The sequence below is a fragment of the Pseudomonas sp. AC016 genome (assembly GCF_979253365.1).
Map to the genome: position 1 here is coordinate 2,806,145 of NZ_CEEDCC010000001.1, position 19,521 is coordinate 2,825,665.

A 19,521-nucleotide genomic window follows, 5' to 3' on the forward strand; every position below is an offset into this window, starting at 1 on the left:
GTATGAATGATCGTGCCTGTGACGATCTGCGTCACCGCCCCACCCTGCCCGATGGAAAAACTCTATCGAATGTTAAATTATGTGAAAAATAAAAATACTTCACATTATTTACTCATTGATCCACTATCCAATTCACAGATCAGAACAATAACGTCCACATGCCGGTCTCACAGGCGCGGACACTGACTTTGAGGATTACTGCATGAACACTAAGAATGTTGGCGTCATCGGCCTGGGTGCGATGGGTCTGGGCATTGCCCGTTCGTTGCTGCGCAGCGGCTTCAATGTGCATGCCTGCGATGTGCGCACCAGCGTGACCGAGGCGTTCGCTCAGGAAGGTGGTGTTGCCTGTGAATCCCCGGCGGCGATGGCCGCTGCCTGTGATGTGATCGTCACGGTCGTGGTCAATGCCGAGCAGACTGAAACCGTGCTGTTCGGTGAGAACGGTGCCATTGCAGCGTTGCGTCCCGGCAGTCTGGTGATCGGCTGCGCCACCGTTGCGCCGACCTTCGCGGTCGAACTGGGCGAGCGTCTGGCCGCGCAGAACCTGCTGTACCTCGACGCCCCGATCTCCGGCGGCGCAGCCAAGGCCGCTTCCGGCCAGATGACCATGATGACCTCCGGCCCCGCCGAGTCGTACGCCAAGGCTGAAGCCATCCTCAACGGCATGGCAGGCAAGGTCTATCGCCTGGGCGACGTCCACGGTCTGGGCTCGAAAGTCAAAATCATCAACCAGTTGCTGGCAGGCGTGCACATCGCCGCGAGCGCCGAAGCCATGGCGCTGGGCCTGCGGGAAGGTGTCGATGCCGACGCGCTGTACGAAGTAATCACCAACAGCGCAGGCAACTCGTGGATGTTCGAAAACCGCGTGCCGCACATTCTCAATGCCGATTACACGCCGCTGTCTGCCGTCGACATCTTCGTCAAGGACCTGGGCCTGGTACTGGATACCGCCCGCAGCAGCAAATTCCCGCTGCCGCTTTCGGCCACCGCACACCAGATGTTCATGCAGGCCTCCAGCGCCGGTTTCGGTCGCGAGGATGACTCGGCCGTGATCAAGATTTTCCCGGGCATCGAACTGCCGAAAGCCAAGACCGATAAAGCCTGAGGAGCCTTCGATGAGCCTGACTCACTCTCGCCCGCTGCTGGGCTGCATTGCCGATGACTTCACCGGCGCGACCGACCTGGCCAACATGCTGGTACGCGGCGGCATGCGCACTGTGCAGAGCATCGGTATTCCGAGCGCCGAAATGGCGGCCGGTCTGGATGCCGACGCCATCGTCATCGCCCTGAAATCCCGCACCACGCCTTCGGCCGACGCGGTCGCCGAATCGCTGGCGGCGCTGGAATGGCTGCGTGAACGCGGCTGTGAACAGATTTTCTTCAAGTACTGCTCGACCTTCGACTCGACCGCCGCTGGCAACATCGGTCAGGTCAGCGAAGCGCTGCTGGAACAACTGGGCAGCGACTTCACCCTGGCCTGTCCAGCATTCCCGGAAAACGGCCGTACGATCTTCCGTGGTCACCTGTTCGTGCAGGACCAGTTGCTCAGCGAATCGGGCATGCAGAATCACCCGCTGACGCCGATGACCGATGCCAATCTGGTGCGCGTGCTGCAAGCTCAAACCACTCACAAGGTCGGCCTGCTGCGTTACGACAGCGTCGCCAAAGGCGTGGACAGCGTGCGCAGCAAAATTGCCGAACTGCGCGCCGAAGGCGTCAGCATGGCGATTGCCGATGCGCTGTCCGACGCCGACCTGTATACGCTGGGCGAAGCCTGTGCCGACCTGCCGTTGCTGACAGGCGGCTCGGGCCTGGCGCTGGGCCTGCCGGGCAACTTTCGCAAGGCGGGCAAGCTGCGTGATCTCGACGCGGCGAAACACATCAACGTGGGCGGCGGCGAAGTGGTGCTGGCAGGCAGCGCATCGGTTGCCACCAACGGTCAGGTTGCGGCCTGGCTGGAAGGCAATCGCCCTGCACTGCGCGTCAACCCGCTGGACCTCGCCGCGGGCAAACCTGTGGTCGAGCAGGCGCTGGCGTTCGCCAAAGACGCCGGGCAGACCGTACTTATATACGCCACCAGCACGCCGGATGAAGTCAAAGCCGTGCAGAAAGAGCTGGGTGTGGAGCGCTCCGGCGCGATGGTCGAGGACGCGTTGGGTCAGATCGCCAAGGGTCTGCTGGACGCAGGCGTGCGACGCTTCGTGGTCGCAGGCGGCGAAACGTCCGGCGCGGTGGTTCAGGCGCTGGGCGTGCAACTGCTGCAGATCGGCACGCAGATCGATCCGGGCGTTCCAGCCACCTTCAGCACTGGCGCCCAACCGCTGGCGCTGGCTCTCAAGTCCGGCAACTTCGGCGCACGCGACTTCTTCGCCAAGGCCCTCAAGCAATTGGCGGGGGAAGCCTGATGATCGACGAAAACGCTCTGCGTCAGGAAATCTGCGATGTCGGCAGACTGCTCTACGGCCGTGGCTACACCGTCGGCAGCGCAGGCAACATCAGCGCCCGTCTCGACGATGGCTGGCTGATCACGCCGACCGATGCTTGCCTGGGTCGCATGGACCCGGCCGACATCGCCAAGGTCAATCTGGCGGGCGAATGGGTCTCCGGCAACAAGCCGTCCAAGACCCTGGCGCTGCACCGCGAAGTCTACGACCGCAACCCTGAAGTCGGCGGCGTGGTGCACACCCACTCCACGCATCTGGTGGCGCTGACGCTGGCTGGCGTGTGGCGTGAAGACGACATTCTGCCGCCGCTGACGCCTTATCAGGTCATGAAAGTCGGGCACATTCCGCTGATCCCCTACGAGCGTCCGGGCTCGCCGAAGGTCGCCGAACAGGTCGCGCAACTGGCCAACAGCGTGCGTGGCGTGATGCTCGAACGCCTCGGCCCGGTGGTCTGGGAAAGCTCGGTGGCCAAGGCCTGCTACGCCCTGGAAGAACTCGAAGAAACGGCCCGTCTGTGGCTGATGAGCAACCCCAAACCTGCCCCGCTGGAGCCTGCGGCTCTGGAAGAACTGCGGCAGGTGTTCGGCGCCAGGTGGTAACCGAAACCCATTGATCCGGAGGCGCGTCGCGCCTCTTGGCCAACCCCGGCGTGGCCGGAAAACAATAACAACAGGAATCGAGAGCATGACTTACCTACATCCCGTTTTTGTTCGGATTTGCTCACTGTCACCCCTTGTCACTCCTGAAGGGAGCGCGCAGGCATGACGCCAATCATGTTGATGGTCGTGGCCGGTGCGGGCATCGCACTGCTGTTGTTTCTGGTCCTCAAGTACAAATTCCAGCCCTTTGTCGCCCTGATGCTGGTCAGCATCATCGTGGCGCTGGTCGCGGGCGTTAAGCCTGCCGATCTGGTCGCCACGATTGAAGGCGGCATGGGCAAGACCCTGGGTCATATCGCGATCATCATTGCCCTGGGCGCGATGATCGGACGCATCATCGAACTCTCAGGTGGCGCCGAGGCGCTGGCCAGAACCCTGATCAACCGTTTCGGCAACAAGCGCACGCCGCTGGCGCTGACGGTGGCGGGTTTCATGGTCGGCATTCCGGTGTTCTTCGAAGTCGGCGTGATCATCCTCATGCCATTGGCTTATGGCGTGGCCCGTGCCGCACGCAAGCCGCTGATGATCTTCGCCCTGCCGATGTGCGCCGCGTTGCTGGCGGTCCACGCCTTTCTGCCGCCGCATCCGGGCGCTGTTGCCGCAGCCAGCCAGTTGGGCGCAGACCTGGGTCGCGTGCTGATGCTGGGCATTCCGATTGTCGCCGCGCTGTGTGTGATCGGTTACTTCGTAGCCGGTCGCATGACCCGCAAGACCTACCCGATGACCGACGACATCCGCGCCGAAGTCTACGGCCCGCACGTCACCAACGAAGACCTGGAAGCCTGGGCGCGCAACGACTATTCGAACGTGCGTGAAGCCACCGAAACCCGCTCGATGGGTGCCGAGGAAAGTGCCAGCAGTCTGGCGAGCAAACTGCCGCCTGCGCCTGCACCGGGCTTCGGTCTGATCATCGCGCTGATTCTGCTGCCAATCGTGCTGATCCTGATGGGTACGCTGGCAACCACCATGTTGCCTGCCGATTCGACCCTGCGCGCCATCCTGACTGTGCTCGGCGCGCCACTCGTGGCGCTGTTGATTGACACACTGCTGTGCGCCTGGCTGCTGGGTTCGCGCCGTGGCTGGAGCCGTACGCAAGTCTCCGATGTGATCGGCTCGGCGTTGCCGGGTGTGGCGATGGTGATCCTGATTGCAGGTGCCGGTGGTGTGTTCGGCAAGGTGCTGGTCGATACCGGCATCGGTGCGGTCGTCTCCGAAGCGCTGCGCAACACCGGTCTGCCGGTGCTGGCGCTGGGCTTCCTGCTGACCCTGCTGCTGCGCGCCGTGCAAGGTTCGACCACCGTTGCACTGGTCACCACCGCCGGCATTCTCAGCCCGTTGATCGCGACCCTGGACCTGAGCGCCAACCATCTGGCCCTGCTGTGCCTGGCCATGGGTGGTGGCGGTCTGGCGATGTCGCACATCAACGATGCCGGTTACTGGATGTTCACCAAGCTGGCCGGCCTGAACGTCGCCGACGGCTTGCGCACCTGGACCGTACTGGTCACGCTGCTGGGCACACTGGGCTTCGTGATTACCCTGCTGCTTTGGCCATTCGTCTGACCCTTTGAAGACTGGAGTTAACATGCCTCGTTTTGCCGCCAACCTCAGCATGCTGTACCCGCAGCATGATTTTCTTGAGCGCTTTGCCGCAGCGGCCGCCGACGGTTTCGGCGCGGTCGAGTACCTGTTTCCTTATGCTTGGACGCCGCAGGAGCTCAAGCAGCGCTTGAGCGACAACGGCCTGGTGCAGGCGCTGTTCAATGCACCGCCGGGCGATTGGGACGCGTGCGAACGAGGCATCGCCACACTGCCCGGTCGTGAAGCGGAATTTCGCAGCGGCATCGAACGTGCGCTGGAGTACGCGCAGGTATTGGGCAATGACCGGATTCACGTCATGGCCGGTCTGCTGCCCAGCGAAGCCCTGCGCGAACGTCATCAGGCGGTGTATCTGGAGAACCTCGCGTTTGCGGCCGAACAGGCCAAGGGCGCCGGGGTGACGATCCTGATCGAGCCGATCAACACCCGCGACATGCCAGGCTTTTTCCTCAATCGTCAGGATCAGGCGCAGGACATCTGCAAACTGGTGGGTGCGGATAACCTCAAGGTTCAGTTCGACTGCTACCACTGCCAGATCGTCGAAGGCGACCTGACCAGCAAACTGCGTCGCGACTTCGCCGGTATCGGCCACATCCAGATCGCAGGCGTGCCGGATCGCAACGAGCCGGACCTGGGCGAACTGAACTACGAGCACCTGTTCAACGTCATCGACGAGTTGGGCTACAAAGGCTGGATCGGCTGCGAATACCGCCCCAAAGGCGACACCAGCGAAGGGCTGGCGTGGTTGCGGCAGTTGCAGGGGAAGTAATCACACTGATAGACAGCGGACGCGGAACGTCCTGAGCGGCGTTACCACGCTGGAGCGTAGGAACGATCAGCGTGATCTCGGCACGCCGATCATGCCCATGCTCCGCGTGGGCATGCAGCCCGTGACGCTCTGCGTCACATTCCAGAGTGGACGCGGAGGAGCGATCAATACCGCTTACTCAGGCGCGTCAAACTGATCCTTGATGTAGCGAATCTCGGTCCGGCCATGCGGCGCGGGCTGGCCGTCTTCACCCAGATTGACGAACACCATCTTCTCGACCGTCAGGATGCTCTTGCGGGTGATCTTGTTGCGGACCTGACACATCAGCGTGATCGAGGTACGACCAAACTCGGTGGCGGTGATACCCAGCTCGATGATGTCGCCCTGACGCGACGCACTGACAAAATTGATCTCGGAAATGTACTTGGTCACCACACGCTGGTTGCCCAGTTGAACAATGGCGTAAATAGCCGCTTCTTCATCGATCCAGCGCAACAGGCTGCCGCCGAACAGGGTGCCGTTGGGATTCAGGTCTTCAGGCTTGACCCATTTGCGGGTATGGAAATTCATGTTCACTCCTGAGCGTCTTCGATAAGAGAACCGCATGATGGCAGAGCCAGCCACTCGCGCCCATGCCTTGACCCATTGTGACTCTGTATCGGGGCAATTGACGCCCCGCGACCCACATGAAAAAACAGCACACCTAAACCGTTGTGCGCCAAGAACATTCCGGCAGGCACCGATCCAGACGCCCGCCAGCCGACAGAAAACCTTGGGAAGAATCGCCAGCGCAGCTATACTGCCCTCCGTTTCAAGCGGCCATCCACGCTGATGCCGTTCCCGCCACCTGTCCGAGGGGCGCTGCAGCAGGTTCTCCCTGTCAGGCTCGGATGGGGCGTTGTTTGACCGACTGATGCTCAGTCGGCAAGCCTTAAACGCACAACGGCGCCCATTCGCATTTTTATGGAATGGAGACTCTCAATGAGTGCTGTAATCACGCCCGCAGAATTCAACGATTTCAAGGTTGCCGACATTTCCCTGGCTGCCTGGGGCCGTCGCGAAACCATCATCGCCGAATCCGAAATGCCAGCCCTGATGGGCCTGCGCCGCAAGTATGCCGGTGAGCAGCCTTTGAAAGGCGCTAAAATCCTCGGCTGCATCCACATGACCATTCAGACTGCCGTGCTGATCGAAACCCTGGTTGCCTTGGGTGCCGAAGTACGCTGGTCGTCCTGCAACATTTTCTCTACTCAGGATCAGGCCGCTGCTGCCATCGCTGCTGCCGGTATCCCTGTGTTCGCCTGGAAAGGCGAGACCGAAGAAGAGTACGAGTGGTGCATCGAGCAGACCATCCTGAAGGACGGTCAGCCTTGGGACGCCAACATGATCCTTGACGACGGCGGCGACCTGACCGAGATCATCCACAAGAAATACCCGGCGATGCTGGACAAGATCCACGGCGTCACCGAAGAAACCACCACCGGCGTTCACCGCCTGCTGGACATGCTGGCCAAGGGCGAACTGAAGATCCCGGCCATCAACGTCAACGACTCGGTGACCAAGAGCAAGAACGACAACAAATACGGCTGCCGTCACAGCCTGAACGACGCCATCAAGCGCGGCACCGACCACTTGCTGTCCGGCAAGCAGGCGCTGGTGATCGGCTACGGTGATGTGGGCAAGGGCTCGGCCCAGTCCCTGCGTCAGGAAGGCATGATCGTCAAAGTGACCGAAGTCGACCCGATCTGCGCGATGCAAGCGTGCATGGACGGTTTCGAACTGGTTTCCCCGTTCATCGACGGCGAGAACGACGGCACCGAAGCGAGCATCGACAAGGCGCTGCTGGGCAAGATCGACCTGATCGTCACCACCACCGGTAACGTCAACGTCTGCGATGCCAACATGCTCAAGGCGTTGAAGAAGCGTGCCGTGGTCTGCAACATCGGTCACTTCGACAACGAAATCGACACCGCTTTCATGCGCAAGAACTGGGCATGGGAAGAAGTGAAGCCACAGGTTCACAAGATCCACCGCACAGGCGCTGGCGCGTTCGACGCACAGAACGACGACTACCTGATCCTGCTGGCCGAAGGCCGTCTGGTGAACCTGGGCAACGCCACTGGCCACCCGAGCCGCATCATGGATGGCTCGTTCGCCAACCAGGTTCTGGCTCAGATCTTCCTGTTCGAACAGAAGTACGCCAACCTGTCGCCAGCCCAGAAAGCCGAGCGCCTGACCGTTGAAGTACTGCCGAAGAAACTCGACGAAGAAGTAGCCCTGGAAATGGTCCGCGGTTTCGGCGGCGTCGTGACCAAACTGACCAAGACCCAGGCCGACTACATCGGCGTGACCGTCGAAGGTCCGTTCAAGCCACACGCTTACCGCTACTGATCGTTTGTCTGCCCGGAGCGTTCGGTGTGGCTACATCGCACGCTCCGGGCAGGCAGATGGGACCTGTGGGAGCGGACTTGTCCGCGAAGGCATCTGATTTATCACCCGTCTTTCGTTGATAAGCAGATTTCTTCGCGGACAAGTCCGCTCCCACTCTGCGACCTCCCCGTTCGCTTTAAGATGAGATCGGCCTCCATGAGCCAAGAACGTCGCTACAGCTTCGAGTTCTTCCCCACCAAGACCGACGCTGGACATGAAAAGCTGCTGAACGTTGCCCGTCAGCTGGCAAGCTACAACCCGGATTTTTTCTCCTGCACTTACGGTGCCGGTGGTTCGACCCGCGACCGCACGCTCAACACCGTGCTGCAGCTGGAAAACGAAGTCAAAGTACCGGCCGCCCCGCACCTATCGTGCGTGGGTGACAGCAAGGCCGACCTGCGCGGTCTGCTGAGCCAGTATCAGGAAGCCGGTATCAAGCGCATCGTTGCGCTACGCGGCGACCTGCCTTCCGGCATGGGCATGGCCAGTGGTGAGCTGCGTCACGCCAATGATCTGGTCAGCTTCATTCGTGAAGAGACCGGCAGCCACTTTCACATCGAGGTCGCCGCCTACCCGGAAATGCACCCGCAGGCCCGCAACTTCGAAGACGACCTCAAGCACTTCGTCAACAAGGCCAACGCCGGTGCCGACAGTGCGATCACTCAGTATTTCTTCAACGCCGACAGCTATTTCTACTTCGTCGAGCGCGTGCAGAAGATGGGCGTGAACATCCCTATCGTGCCGGGCATCATGCCGATCACCAACTACAGCAAGCTGGCCCGCTTCTCCGATGCCTGCGGTGCGGAAATTCCGCGCTGGATCCGCAAGCAGCTGGAAGCGTACGGCGATGACGTACAAAGCATCCAGTCGTTCGGTGAAGAAGTCATCACCGAAATGTGCGAGCGACTGCTGCAAGGCGGCGCCCCTGGCCTGCACTTTTACACCCTGAATCAGGCGGATCCGAGCCTGGCAGTCTGGAACAACCTCAAACTGCCACGCTGACAGCCGCTGCAATACCGCGATTTCCCTGACAATTTCCGGGAGATCGCGGCGCAATACACCGTTGGGCAGCAGGAAAGCGGCGTATTGCGTTCGCTCTGTTATACTCCAGCCTTCCCGCCAGGCTTACGCCCGGACGCTCGGTCTTGCAAACGCTACCTCGCTCACGCCAACAGCACACTTTTCATCCCGTGCAGGCGTCAGGAGAAGGCTGAAGACCCCGCAGGACCGGACGGGATCGCGTTGTCTTTACACGCCATTCACGCCAGGCAAGACATCCCTTGAGCTTAAGCTCCAACAGAACAGGATTACTCATGTCCTTTGCTTCCCTCGGTCTCTCCGAGGCTTTAGTCCGCGCCATCGAGGCAGCGGGCTACACCCAGCCTACTCCGGTGCAACAGCGGGCCATTCCCGCCGTGTTGCAAGGTCGTGACCTGATGGTTGCGGCACAGACAGGTACTGGTAAAACCGGCGGTTTCGCCCTCCCTATTCTGGAGCGGCTGTTTCCCAATGGTGTTCCGGACAAATCCCAGCGTCACGGCCCGCGCCAACCCCGCGTTCTGGTCCTGACCCCGACTCGCGAACTGGCTGCACAGGTGCATGAGAGCTTCAAGATCTATGCCCGCGACCTGAAGTTCGTCAGTGCCTGCATCTTCGGCGGCGTCGGCATGAACCCACAGGTTCAGGCCATGTCCCGCGGTGTGGACGTACTGGTGGCCTGCCCTGGCCGCCTGCTCGATCTGGCTGGCCAAGGCAGCGTCGACCTGTCTCACGTTGAAATCCTGGTGCTCGATGAAGCGGACCGGATGCTCGACATGGGCTTCGTCCACGACGTGAAAAAGGTCCTGGCCCGCTTGCCTGCCAAGCGTCAGAACCTGCTGTTCTCGGCCACGTTTTCCAGCGACATCACGGCGTTGGCCGGCAAGCTGCTGCACAACCCCGAGCGCATCGAAGTCACGCCGCCGAACACCACGGTCGAGCGTATCGAGCAACGGGTTTTCCGTCTGGCGGCCAACCACAAGCGTTCGCTGCTGGCGCACCTGATCACCGTGGGTGCCTGGGAGCAGGTGCTGGTGTTCACCCGCACCAAGCACGGCGCGAACCGTCTGGCCGAGTACCTGGACAAGCACGGCCTCGCTGCCGTCGCCATCCACGGCAACAAGAGCCAGAACGCACGCACCAAGGCGCTGGCCGATTTCAAGGCGGGCGATGTCCGTATCATGGTCGCCACCGATATCGCCGCTCGCGGTCTGGATATCGATCAGTTGCCGCACGTGGTCAACTTCGAGCTGCCGAACGTCGATGAAGACTACGTTCACCGCATCGGTCGTACCGGCCGTGCCGGTCGTTCGGGCGAGGCGATCTCGCTGGTTGCTCCGGACGAAGAGAAGCTGCTCAAAAGCATCGAGCGCATGACCAAGCAGAAGATCCCGGACGGCGATCTGATGGGTTTCGACATCACTGCAGTCGAGGCTGAAAAGCCTGAAGTGCGTGAGCGTCCCGATGTTCGCAATCCCCGTGGTGCACGTCCGGCCCGTGGTGATGGCGACAAGAACAACGGCGGTCGCCGCGACAAGGGAAAGGATAAGGGCAAGGAAAAGCCGGCTGCAGCTGCAGCCAGTGGCGAACGCCCTGCCCGTCAACCGCGCGAAAAAAAACCTCGTGAAGGGACGCCTCGCGGCGAACAGCGCGCCTCGCAGGCCGCTGCACCCCGCCCGCAGTCGGACCGTGCGCCTGACGAGTTCCTGGATGACGAAGTGGATAACTTCGGCAACCGCGCCGATTACGTCAGCCCGTACCAAGGCAAAGGCCAGAATCGTGGTCGTCGCCCGGCGGCAGCGCCTGGCGCAGCAGCACCCGCAGCCGGTGGCGCAGCGCGTCCTGCCAACCCGGGTCGTACCGGTGGCGGCGCACGTACAGGTTCCGGCACTGGCGCACCGAAGCGTAACGGCGCAGGTGCAGGTACCGGCTCCGCACCCCGTTCCCGCGACGGACAGGCTCCACGCAACCGTCGTCCGTCAGCGCCTCGTGAAGACCGCGCACCTCGTGAGCCGCAGGAACCTGCAGTTCGCAGCCAGCGCGATGGTCAGCCACAGCCGAAGATCGTGCACAAAGAGTCCAAGATCGACCGCTTCCCGTCGGCCGAGCAACTGGATCAGTTGCCAGCCCGCCCACGCGGTGAAAAACCGGCCCTGCTGACCCGCAATCGCGACAGCTGATAGCCGAGCACCAAACAGAACGCCCCGACTCGCTCGGGGCGTTTTTGTTTGTGCAGACTGTTTGCTCGCTGTGATCGTACCCATCGCTGCGCATCACATCCGAAGCGGACGCGGAGCGTCTTGAGCGGCATTCCCACGCGGAGCATAGGAACGATCATCACCCTGACGCCATCGCTGGCAAGCCGCCTCCCACGGGGTATGCATTCAGTCAGTCACTTTCGTTTTGCCCCCCGTTTTGCGCGTCTTGCGGACTTGTGTATAACGATGAGTACTCAGCGTGGGCATGCAGCCCGTGACGCTCCGCGTCACTTCCTCAAACTGCACAAACACCACACACAAAAACGCCGACCCAAGGGTCGGCGTTTTTTGCTTCAGGCGGACACTTACTTCTTCTGTACGCCTTCGAAGGTGATGTCCAGATCCAGCGTCTGCGACGTCGGGCCTGGGCCTTTGATGCCGAAGTCGTTCAGGTTCAGCGTCGAAGTACCATTGAAGCCGGCACGGTAGCCGCCCCACGGATCCTTGCCTTCGCCGTTGAAGGTAGCCTTGATCACGATTGGCTTGGTCACGCCGTGCAGGGTCAGGTCGCCGGTCACGTCGGCAGTCTTCTCGCCGGTGGACTTGACGCTGGTGGACACGAACTTGGCTTCAGGGAATTTGCCAGCGTCCAGGAAGTCCTTGCTCAGGATGTGCTTGTCACGTTCAGCGTGGTTGGTGAACAGGCTGGCGGTCTTCAGCTCGACAGCGATCTTGCTCGCTTCAGGCTTGGCAGCGTCGAAGCTGAACGTACCGTCCCAGTCCTTGAACGTACCATGGATGAAGCTGTAACCCAGGTGGCTGATCTTGAAGTCAACGAAAGCGTGCTGACCTTCCTTGTCGATAACATAGTCGGCTGCCATTGCCTGGCCAGCGGACAACAGTGCGGTACCCAGAGCCAGAGCGGCGAGAGACTTCTTCAACATGCTTTTATTCCCGTTTTGGTTGAACAATCAATGACGACCCAACATGCGTTTGAGGGTCACATCGCGATCGATGAAGTGGTGTTTCAGTGCAGCCAGGCCATGGAGCCCCGCGAAGATCACGACGGTCCAGGCCAGATACAGATGAATCCAGCCAGCGGTTTCTGCCTGTTCCGGGAGACCCGAAACCAGAGCAGGTATTTCGAACAGACCGAATACAGGAATCCCTACGCCATCAGCGGTCGAGATCAGGTAACCGGCGAACATCAGGGCAAACAGTGCGACATACAGAAACAGATGTCCGAACGTGGCACCGATGCGCGTCATGCGGCTGTAGCTGGACAGCGGCGCAGGCGGCGGGCTGAGCAAACGCCAGACCACGCGAACCAGCATGACTGCAAACAGCGTGATGCCAATGCTCTTGTGCAGATCAGGCCCGGCCTTGCGCCACGTATCGTAGTAATCCAGCCCGACCATCCAGAGCCCCAACGCGAACAAACCAACCACTACAGCCGCTACACCCCAGTGCAGCGCCATGCTGACCAGACCGTAGCGAGAGGATGAGTTACGTAGCTGCATTGCCTATACCTTGTCAGAAGTGTTACCAGACTAGCTTTTTATCTATCGAATGAAAGCGCAAAATTTCGCTTTGATGCATCGAAGAATATGATCGATCGTTTGCAGAAGTTTTTCTGTCTCAGACCGCCCACAGCATCCCGATAATTTCAGCGCTGTAACACTTTGCCGGGACCGTCGGCCGTTCGATGCCGATGAACGGCATGATTGCCCACGCGAACCGGCCCCACTGTCTGCCCCGAAGATAAAACGAATTCGCCGGGCATAAAAAAAGGGGCTCGGTTTGCACCGTGCCCCTTCTTTTTCAGCGATTGCCGTCAGTTCTTGACGTCGGCAGGCGCTGTATCGGTTGCTGCCTTGGCTGCAGGCTTCTTGGCGTCATCGGTCTTGGCCGGAGCCTTTTTCACCGGCTCTTTTTTCACGGGCTCTTTCTTGGCCGGTTCTTTTTTCGCCGGCTCCTTGTACTGCGTCTTCTTCGCAGGCTCCGCCTTGGCAGCAGGCTTCTTGACCGGCTCAGTCCTGGCGGGCGGCGTCACGACAGGCGCAACAACCGGCGCGACAGGAACCGGCGCAGGTGCAGGTGCAGGTGCAGGCGCGGGCTCTGGCGCTTTCTCGACAGGCGCAGGCGCGGCTACCGGCGTGTCCGAACCACCGAACAGGCGCGAGAAGAAGCCAGGTTTCTCAGCTTGTGGTTTGGCAGGCTCGACCGGCTTATCGGAAGTGCAACCAAACAGGCTGGTGAAGAAATTACAGTCCGACTTCTGCGCAGCAGGCGCTGGCGCTTTCGGCGGAGCGACCTTGACCGGCTCGAACGACTTGCCTGCCGCCAGATCCTGAACCTGACTGGCCGCACGCTGACCGCTGCGCAGCGCGCCTTCCAGCGTGCCCGGATAAAGGGTATCGGTGTGCTCGCCAGCAAACGCTACACGCTGGATCGGACGCTCCCACAGGCGCCAGTATTTGCTGATCTGGCCTGGACCAAAGGCCAGGTAAGAACCGCCTGTCGATGGGTCGACGCTGTAACGACGGATTTCGTAGCCGGTGTAGGCGCCACGAGCTTCGGGGTAGAACGCGTGCAGACGAATCAGCACCTGATCGACCAGCTGCTTGTCGCCAAAGGCCTGCATGATGCGGGCGTTGTCGCCGGACAGGTTGATCACCACGTTGGCGCCGCCCTTGAGCGCAGGCTCGATCCACAGCATGCCAAGGCCAGTGTTACTGAACACTTCACCCGACATGCGCGCCTTGCTGTCCCAGACCGGGGTCTTGAACTTGAGCATGATCTGGTCGCGCCAGCCGTAGTTGGTGCTCTTGATCGCGCCCATGTGCTGTGCATCCAGCGACGGCGTCATCTGGATCTTGCCCAGCGAACGCAATGGCACGGCCATCACGAGGTAGTCGGCGGTGTAGCTTGCGGTGCCAGCCTTGACGGTGACGTGGTCCTTGTCCTGAACAACGGACGAGACAGGCGAGTTGGTCTTGATGGTTTTCAGCTGTTTGACGAACGCCTGAGCCAGCACCGTGCTGCCACCCGGCAGGCGCGAGGCGCGCAGGTCGCGCTCATCCACCGAGCGATAGACGCTGGATTGCTGAGCGAAATACAGCAGCGACAGTCGCGAAGGTTCGTCATAACGGGTACGAATCTGCTGATTGATCAACTGACGCGCCGTCGCGGGCAGGCTCAGGCGATCCAGCCAGTTGGCGACGTTGATCTGGTCCAGCGCGAACAGGGTGCTGTTGGACGCCGGGTTCTCCGGATCAGTAATGGAGCGCGCCAGGTTATCCAGCGTGTCGTTGTAGCGCTTGATGGCTTCAGCGGTGGCCGGCTGCTTGACCGCCAGATCCGCCTGGGTGAAGTACACACCGTCGATCAGGTAACTGGGCGTGCGCACGAACTCGGGAGCAGGCACGGTGGCCAGCTTGAAGGTGTCCAGATAGCGGTTCAGCACCGGCTGGGCCTTGGTGTTGCCGATCCACTCGCTGGTGGCCAGACCCGAACGTCCGCCCAGACTCGGCTTGGCTTCCAGCAGAGTGACCTGCCAGCCCTTGGCCTGCAGTTCGTACGCAGCCGTCAGGCCTGCCATGCCGCCGCCGACGACAATCGCGGTTCGTTGTTTGTCATCGGCGAGCGTCGAAACGCTGACCAGCCCTGTCACTATCAGCGCACACGCGCGCAGCCACCCAGAAAGCATTCCGTGAACTCCGAAAAAACAAGGGAAGGTTGGGCAAGTCAGCCCGGAACATCGAATAGCGAGGCAGGATACGCGAGCCATCAGATAGCCGCCAGCAATGTCCGTCGCCCCTTAAAACTGCATCAAAGGTTGTGACACAGCCGGGCATTGCATAGGCTTGCGCGATTGTTCGTCCTCGCTTCGAGCGAGTCGCTACCCGGAGAGTGCAAATGGGCCTGAATGACCAGTGGATGCAGCGTGACCTCAAGGTTCTGTGGCACCCCTGCACCCAGATGAAAGACCACGAGAACCTGCCGTTGATCCCCATCAAGCGGGGCGAAGGCGTGTGGCTTGAAGACTTCGAAGGCAAGCGTTACCTGGACGCCGTCAGCTCCTGGTGGGTCAACGTGTTCGGGCACGCCAACCCGCGCATCAATCAACGCATCAAGGATCAGGTCGATCAGTTGGAACATGTGATCCTCGCGGGTTTCAGCCACCAGCCAGTGATCGAGTTGTCGGAGCGTCTGGTCAAGATCACCCCGGAAGGTCTGACACGCTGTTTCTACGCCGATAACGGTTCGTCCTGCATCGAAGTAGCGCTGAAAATGAGCTTTCACTATTGGCTCAATCGCGGTCAGCCCGATAAAAAGCGCTTCGTGACCCTGACCAACAGCTACCACGGCGAAACCATGGCGGCGATGTCGGTCGGCGACGTGCCGCTGTTCACCGAAACCTACAAGGCGTTGCTGCTGGACACCATCAAGGTCCCGAGCCCCGACTGCTACCACCGCCCCGAAGGCATGGGCTGGGAAGAGCACTCGCGCAACATGTTCGCGGCCATGGAACAGACCCTGGCGCAAAACCATGCCAGCGTCGCTGCTGTGATCGTCGAGCCGCTGATTCAGGGCGCGGGCGGCATGCGCATGTATCACCCGATCTACCTGAAGCTTTTGCGCGAAGCCTGCGACCGTTACGGCGTGCACCTGATCCACGATGAAATCGCTGTTGGGTTCGGCCGCACCGGCACGATGTTCGCGTGTGAACAGGCGGGCATTCGTCCGGATTTCCTCTGTCTGTCCAAGGCGCTGACCGGAGGCTATCTGCCGCTGGCGGCCTGCCTGACGACCGATGATGTCTACGACGCGTTCTACGACGACTACCCGACCCTGCGCGCCTTCCTGCATTCACACAGTTACACCGGCAATCCGTTGGCCTGTGCTGCGGCGCTGGCGACGCTGGATATCTTCGAGCAGGACAACGTCATCGAGAACAACAAGGCCCTGGCGCAACGCATGGCGATCGCCACGGCGCACCTTGTGGACCATCCCCATGTGGCCGAAGTACGCCAGACCGGCATGGCGATTGCCATCGAGATGGTTCAGGACAAAGCCAGCAAGACCGCCTATCCATGGCAGGAGCGCCGTGGCATGAAGGTGTTTCAGCATGCCCTGGAACGCGGCGCGCTGTTGAGGCCGCTGGGCAGCGTGGTGTATTTCCTGCCGCCTTACGTCATCACACCGGAACAGATCGACTTTCTGGCCGAGGTCGCCAGTGAAGGCATCGACATCGCCACGCGCAGCAGCATCAACGTGGCTGTGCGCGAAAACTTCCACCCGGACTTCAGGGATCCGGGCTGATCCGACCAGCGCCTTCGCGGAAAAGCGGAACGCCGCCCGGTCCGCTCCCACGTGTAACGCATATCTCCTTTTGGAATGCATACTTCGTAGGAGCGGACTTGTCCGCGAAAGCTTTTTCCCAAGACATACACATCAGTACGCCTACAGAGAAACACCATGAGACTGTCCCGTTTTTTCACCGACACGCCGCTGAGTCTTGGCGAGCACGAACTGCCCGAAGCACAGGCGCATTACATCAGCCGCGTGCTGCGCATGACCGAAGGCGATGCGCTGCAGTTGTTCGATGGCTCCGGCAGCGAGTTTCGAGGCACCTTGCTGGAAGTCGGCAAGAAGCGCGTGCGCGTGCAACTGGATGAACGCTTTGACGGGCAGGTCGAATCCGGTCTGCGTATCCATTTGGGTCAGGGTCTGTCGCGTGGCGAGCGGATGGACTGGGCGATTCAGAAGGCGACCGAGCTGGGCGTCAGCGAAATCACTCCGATCGTCAGTGAGCGCTGCGAAGTACGCTTAAAGGACGAGCGCGCTGAAAAACGCCAGATGCATTGGCAACAGATTGCGGTCAGCGCCTGCGAACAATGCGGCCGCTCGGTGGTGCCGGTGATTCATCCACCGATGCCGCTGGCCGACTGGCTGAAACAGACCGAAGCAGACCTGAAACTGGTCCTGCACCCGGTTGCCGAACCACTGACCAGCCACGAAAAACCGGCAAGCCTGGCCTTCCTGATCGGCCCGGAAGGCGGTTTGAACGACGCTGAAGTCGATCAAGCCCAGACCGCCGGCTTCCACGCCGCCCGCCTCGGCCCACGCGTGCTGCGCACCGAAACCGCCCCCGTCGTCGCGCTCAGCGTGGCGCAGCAGTTGTGGGGTGATTTTTAACGAGGCGGTGACGCTTACGCGTGAGCTTTATCCCATTCGGGCACAAGCCGTACCTCAACTCTTTGTCCGAGTGCGCGGGCAGCACTTGCCAGCGTGGCAAGGGTCATACCTGCGTCATTCTGGTCAAGTGCCCGATCAACGGCGGAACGACTCGTGTGCATACGCTCGGCCAAAGCCTTTTTACTCACCTTCTGCCGTTTCATGGTTTCTGCGAGCTGCCATGAAATCACGCGTTTGAGAGCGGCCGCAGACACCTCCTCGGCGAGACCCTGCTCAGCAAGGAAATCATCGAAGTCGGAACCTATGTGCTTACTCATGACTTTCGCCCTTATTTTGCTCATCTATGAAATGTACCAAAATAAGTGCACTCATCATTGATCGATTTAATCCTTTTTAAAAACAATACCTTTCGATAAGCGGTTCCAGCGCTTTCCTTGGCTCAACACATACCCTCAAAGCACATAAAAACAGATCGCCACAAAGTGCATCAGACTGCCGCCGATCACGAACAGGTGCCAGATGCCGTGCCAGTGGCGGATGTGGTCGTAGGCGAAGAACAGGATGCCGACGGTGTACAGCACGCCGCCGCCCGCCAGCCAGATGAACCCGGCCACGCCGAGCGAGGCCAGCAGGGGGTTGATGGCGACCAGTACGATCCAGCCCATCACGGCGTAGATGACGATGGAAAGGATGCGCGCTTCCGAGCGCGGTTTGATTTCCTGCAGGATGCCGATCAGCGCCAGCCCCCAGACAATTCCGAACAGGGTCCAGCCCCACGCGCCACGCAGGGTCACGAGGCAGAACGGCGTGTAGCTGCCCGCAATCATCAGGTAGATCGAAAAGTGATCGACCTTCTGCATGATGGACTTCGAACGTCCTTTCACGCTGTGGTACACGGTCGAGACACTGTACAGAGTGACCAGACAGACGCCATAGATCGCCACGCTGACCACTCTCCAGACATCGCCATGCAGACTGGCCATCACCAGCAGCCAGATGGCTCCGACGGCTGCCAGCACTGCGCCGACGAGATGAGACCAGGCGTTGAATTTTTCTCCGTAATACATCCGCGTAATACCCTGTTTTACCGAAGACACTGATTGCAGAGGCTCCCGTTTATTGAAACAAAGTGCAACATGTCTGTCTGCCGCACAGATTTCAGGCAGCGAACCTTGAGTGAGTTGTGCACAATCCCCCCACCCCAACACTAAGCGCCCCGCCATGCAGATTGATGACGAACTTACCCTGAAGAAGCTGGAGATTTTCCTGGCCTTCATGCGCACCGGAAACCTGGCCCGCGCAGCGGCGGAATTGCAGACCAGCAACGTCAGCGTGCATCGCGCCATTCACTCGCTGGAAAGCGCTCTGCGCTGCCCGCTGTTCAAACACGAGGGCCGCAACCTGACGCCGCTGGAAAGTGCCTATGTGCTGGAGGAACGCGCGCAGAAACTGGTGCACGACGTCATCACTACGGTGGAACTGACGCGTCAGGCAGCAGGTTTCTCGGCAGCGCGCTTTCGGCTTGGGGCCTTGTATTCGCTGACGGTCAAGACCGTGCCGCAGTTGATCATGGGCCTGAAGATCCGTCGCAGCGAGCTGAATATCGACCTGATTCTGGGTTCCAACATCGACCTGCTCTACAAGCTCAAGAACATGGAAGTGGACGCAATGCTCGTGTCCCTGGATGAAAGCACCAACGACCCGGACTGCGAGCATCTGGCGCTGTTCTCGGACGATATCTTTCTGGCGGTGCCGACCGACTCGCCGTTCGCCGAACACAGCGAAGTGGACCTGAGCGACCTGCGTGAAGCGACGTTCATCACCCTGACCCAGGGCTTCGCCACACACCGCGATGGCATCCGGGTATTCCAGCAGGCTGGCTTCGAGCCCAAGGTGGCGATGCAGGTCAACGACATCTTCACGCTGTTGAGCATGGTCAGTTCAGGCGTGGGTTATGCGCTGCTGCCTGGGCGAATTGCGGCGGTGTATGAGAACCGCGTGCGGCTGATCCCGCTGCAACAGCGCTATCGCATGCAGCAGCACATCGGCATGGTCTTTCTCAAATCCAAGGAGCGTGATCCCAACCTGCTCGCATTGGTGGCGGAGTGCAGGATGTATGCGAACCGGCTGCTGGAGCCGCGTTCGACCTGACCGCAACGCACCTCAAGCGCGCACCTGCGCCT

At 60.5% G+C, this 19,521-nt stretch carries 17 protein-coding genes and 1 riboswitch; of the genes, 11 read left to right on the plus strand and 6 right to left on the minus strand.

The annotated features are described in order from the left end of the window. Window positions 1–202 precede the first annotated feature (202 nt). The 5 genes from ltnD (at window position 203) to otnI (ending at window position 5,471) form a co-directional block, all read left to right on the plus strand. Window positions 203–1,108: an L-threonate dehydrogenase gene (ltnD, locus tag AC0IXS_RS12675; RefSeq protein ID WP_024685313.1), complete on the plus strand. Its 906-nt coding sequence runs from the start codon at window positions 203–205 to the stop codon at window positions 1,106–1,108. A 10-nt stretch (window positions 1,109–1,118) separates the two neighbouring features. Then, a complete protein-coding gene (gene otnK / locus AC0IXS_RS12680) occupies window positions 1,119–2,408 on the plus strand; it encodes a 3-oxo-tetronate kinase (RefSeq protein WP_471824771.1) in 1,290 nt (429 codons plus the stop codon). Continuing rightward, entirely contained in the window at window positions 2,408–3,046 is a 639-nt protein-coding gene (gene otnC / locus AC0IXS_RS12685) for a 3-oxo-tetronate 4-phosphate decarboxylase (RefSeq protein WP_069145214.1), read from the plus strand. Before otnK ends, otnC begins: the two co-directional genes overlap by 1 nt. 162 nt (window positions 3,047–3,208) lie before the next feature. Next, window positions 3,209–4,666 carry a GntT/GntP/DsdX family permease gene (locus AC0IXS_RS12690; protein WP_122668126.1) on the plus strand — a complete coding sequence of 486 codons (1,458 nt, stop codon included), beginning with the start codon at window positions 3,209–3,211 and terminating at the stop codon, window positions 4,664–4,666. A gap of 22 nt (window positions 4,667–4,688) precedes the next feature. Beyond that, window positions 4,689–5,471 carry a 2-oxo-tetronate isomerase gene (gene otnI, locus AC0IXS_RS12695; protein WP_025995669.1) on the plus strand — a complete coding sequence of 261 codons (783 nt, stop codon included), beginning with the start codon at window positions 4,689–4,691 and terminating at the stop codon, window positions 5,469–5,471. Window positions 5,472–5,645: 174 nt separating this feature from the next. Here otnI and AC0IXS_RS12700 read toward each other — a convergent pair whose 3' ends face one another. Then, a complete protein-coding gene (locus AC0IXS_RS12700) occupies window positions 5,646–6,041 on the minus strand; it encodes an acyl-CoA thioesterase (RefSeq protein WP_004880288.1) in 396 nt (131 codons plus the stop codon). A 277-nt stretch (window positions 6,042–6,318) separates the two neighbouring features. After that, a riboswitch (S-adenosyl-L-homocysteine riboswitch) is annotated at window positions 6,319–6,429 on the plus strand. A 23-nt stretch (window positions 6,430–6,452) separates the two neighbouring features. Here AC0IXS_RS12700 and ahcY point away from each other — a divergent pair. From ahcY to AC0IXS_RS12715, 3 genes are all read left to right on the plus strand, one after another. After that, complete coding sequence (ahcY, locus tag AC0IXS_RS12705) at window positions 6,453–7,862, plus strand: adenosylhomocysteinase (RefSeq protein WP_057410516.1); 1,410 nt, start codon at window positions 6,453–6,455, stop codon at window positions 7,860–7,862. A 180-nt stretch (window positions 7,863–8,042) separates the two neighbouring features. Further along, complete coding sequence (gene metF / locus AC0IXS_RS12710; protein ID WP_257013800.1) at window positions 8,043–8,903, plus strand: methylenetetrahydrofolate reductase [NAD(P)H]; 861 nt, start codon at window positions 8,043–8,045, stop codon at window positions 8,901–8,903. Window positions 8,904–9,214: 311 nt separating this feature from the next. Continuing rightward, window positions 9,215–11,119 (plus strand): DEAD/DEAH box helicase, encoded by a 1,905-nt coding sequence (locus tag AC0IXS_RS12715; RefSeq protein ID WP_025995671.1) that lies wholly within the window; start codon window positions 9,215–9,217, stop codon window positions 11,117–11,119. Between the two features lie 383 nt (window positions 11,120–11,502). On the opposite strand, the gene AC0IXS_RS12720 is transcribed toward AC0IXS_RS12715, so the two are convergent. The 3 genes from AC0IXS_RS12720 to AC0IXS_RS12730 all read right to left on the minus strand — a co-directional run bounded on the left by AC0IXS_RS12720 (window position 11,503) and on the right by AC0IXS_RS12730 (window position 14,846). Then, entirely contained in the window at window positions 11,503–12,081 is a 579-nt protein-coding gene (locus AC0IXS_RS12720) for a YceI family protein (RefSeq protein WP_004880308.1), read from the minus strand. Window positions 12,082–12,108: 27 nt separating this feature from the next. Continuing rightward, a complete protein-coding gene (locus AC0IXS_RS12725) occupies window positions 12,109–12,657 on the minus strand; it encodes a cytochrome b (RefSeq protein WP_122668128.1) in 549 nt (182 codons plus the stop codon). A 314-nt stretch (window positions 12,658–12,971) separates the two neighbouring features. Beyond that, complete coding sequence (locus AC0IXS_RS12730; RefSeq protein ID WP_471824775.1) at window positions 12,972–14,846, minus strand: FAD-dependent oxidoreductase; 1,875 nt, start codon at window positions 14,844–14,846, stop codon at window positions 12,972–12,974. 209 nt (window positions 14,847–15,055) lie between these two features. Between AC0IXS_RS12730 and AC0IXS_RS12735 the strand changes: the two genes are divergently transcribed. Together AC0IXS_RS12735 and AC0IXS_RS12740 are read left to right on the plus strand one after the other, a co-directional pair. Then, window positions 15,056–16,462, plus strand: coding sequence for an adenosylmethionine--8-amino-7-oxononanoate transaminase (locus AC0IXS_RS12735; RefSeq protein ID WP_057410897.1), 1,407 nt, complete (start codon window positions 15,056–15,058; stop codon window positions 16,460–16,462). A 156-nt stretch (window positions 16,463–16,618) separates the two neighbouring features. Further along, window positions 16,619–17,338: a 16S rRNA (uracil(1498)-N(3))-methyltransferase gene (locus tag AC0IXS_RS12740; protein WP_122668131.1), complete on the plus strand. Its 720-nt coding sequence runs from the start codon at window positions 16,619–16,621 to the stop codon at window positions 17,336–17,338. Between the two features lie 14 nt (window positions 17,339–17,352). Here the strand turns inward: AC0IXS_RS12740 and AC0IXS_RS12745 are convergent, their stop codons facing one another. Both AC0IXS_RS12745 and trhA read right to left on the minus strand, forming a co-directional pair. Then, window positions 17,353–17,655 (minus strand): Fis family transcriptional regulator, encoded by a 303-nt coding sequence (locus AC0IXS_RS12745; protein ID WP_471824777.1) that lies wholly within the window; start codon window positions 17,653–17,655, stop codon window positions 17,353–17,355. A 135-nt stretch (window positions 17,656–17,790) separates the two neighbouring features. Beyond that, complete coding sequence (trhA, locus tag AC0IXS_RS12750) at window positions 17,791–18,405, minus strand: PAQR family membrane homeostasis protein TrhA (RefSeq protein WP_191957515.1); 615 nt, start codon at window positions 18,403–18,405, stop codon at window positions 17,791–17,793. 154 nt (window positions 18,406–18,559) lie between these two features. Here trhA and AC0IXS_RS12755 point away from each other — a divergent pair, with 154 nt between their 5' ends. Further along, window positions 18,560–19,489, plus strand: coding sequence for a LysR family transcriptional regulator (locus AC0IXS_RS12755; RefSeq protein WP_122668132.1), 930 nt, complete (start codon window positions 18,560–18,562; stop codon window positions 19,487–19,489). Window positions 19,490–19,521: the final 32 nt, after the last annotated feature.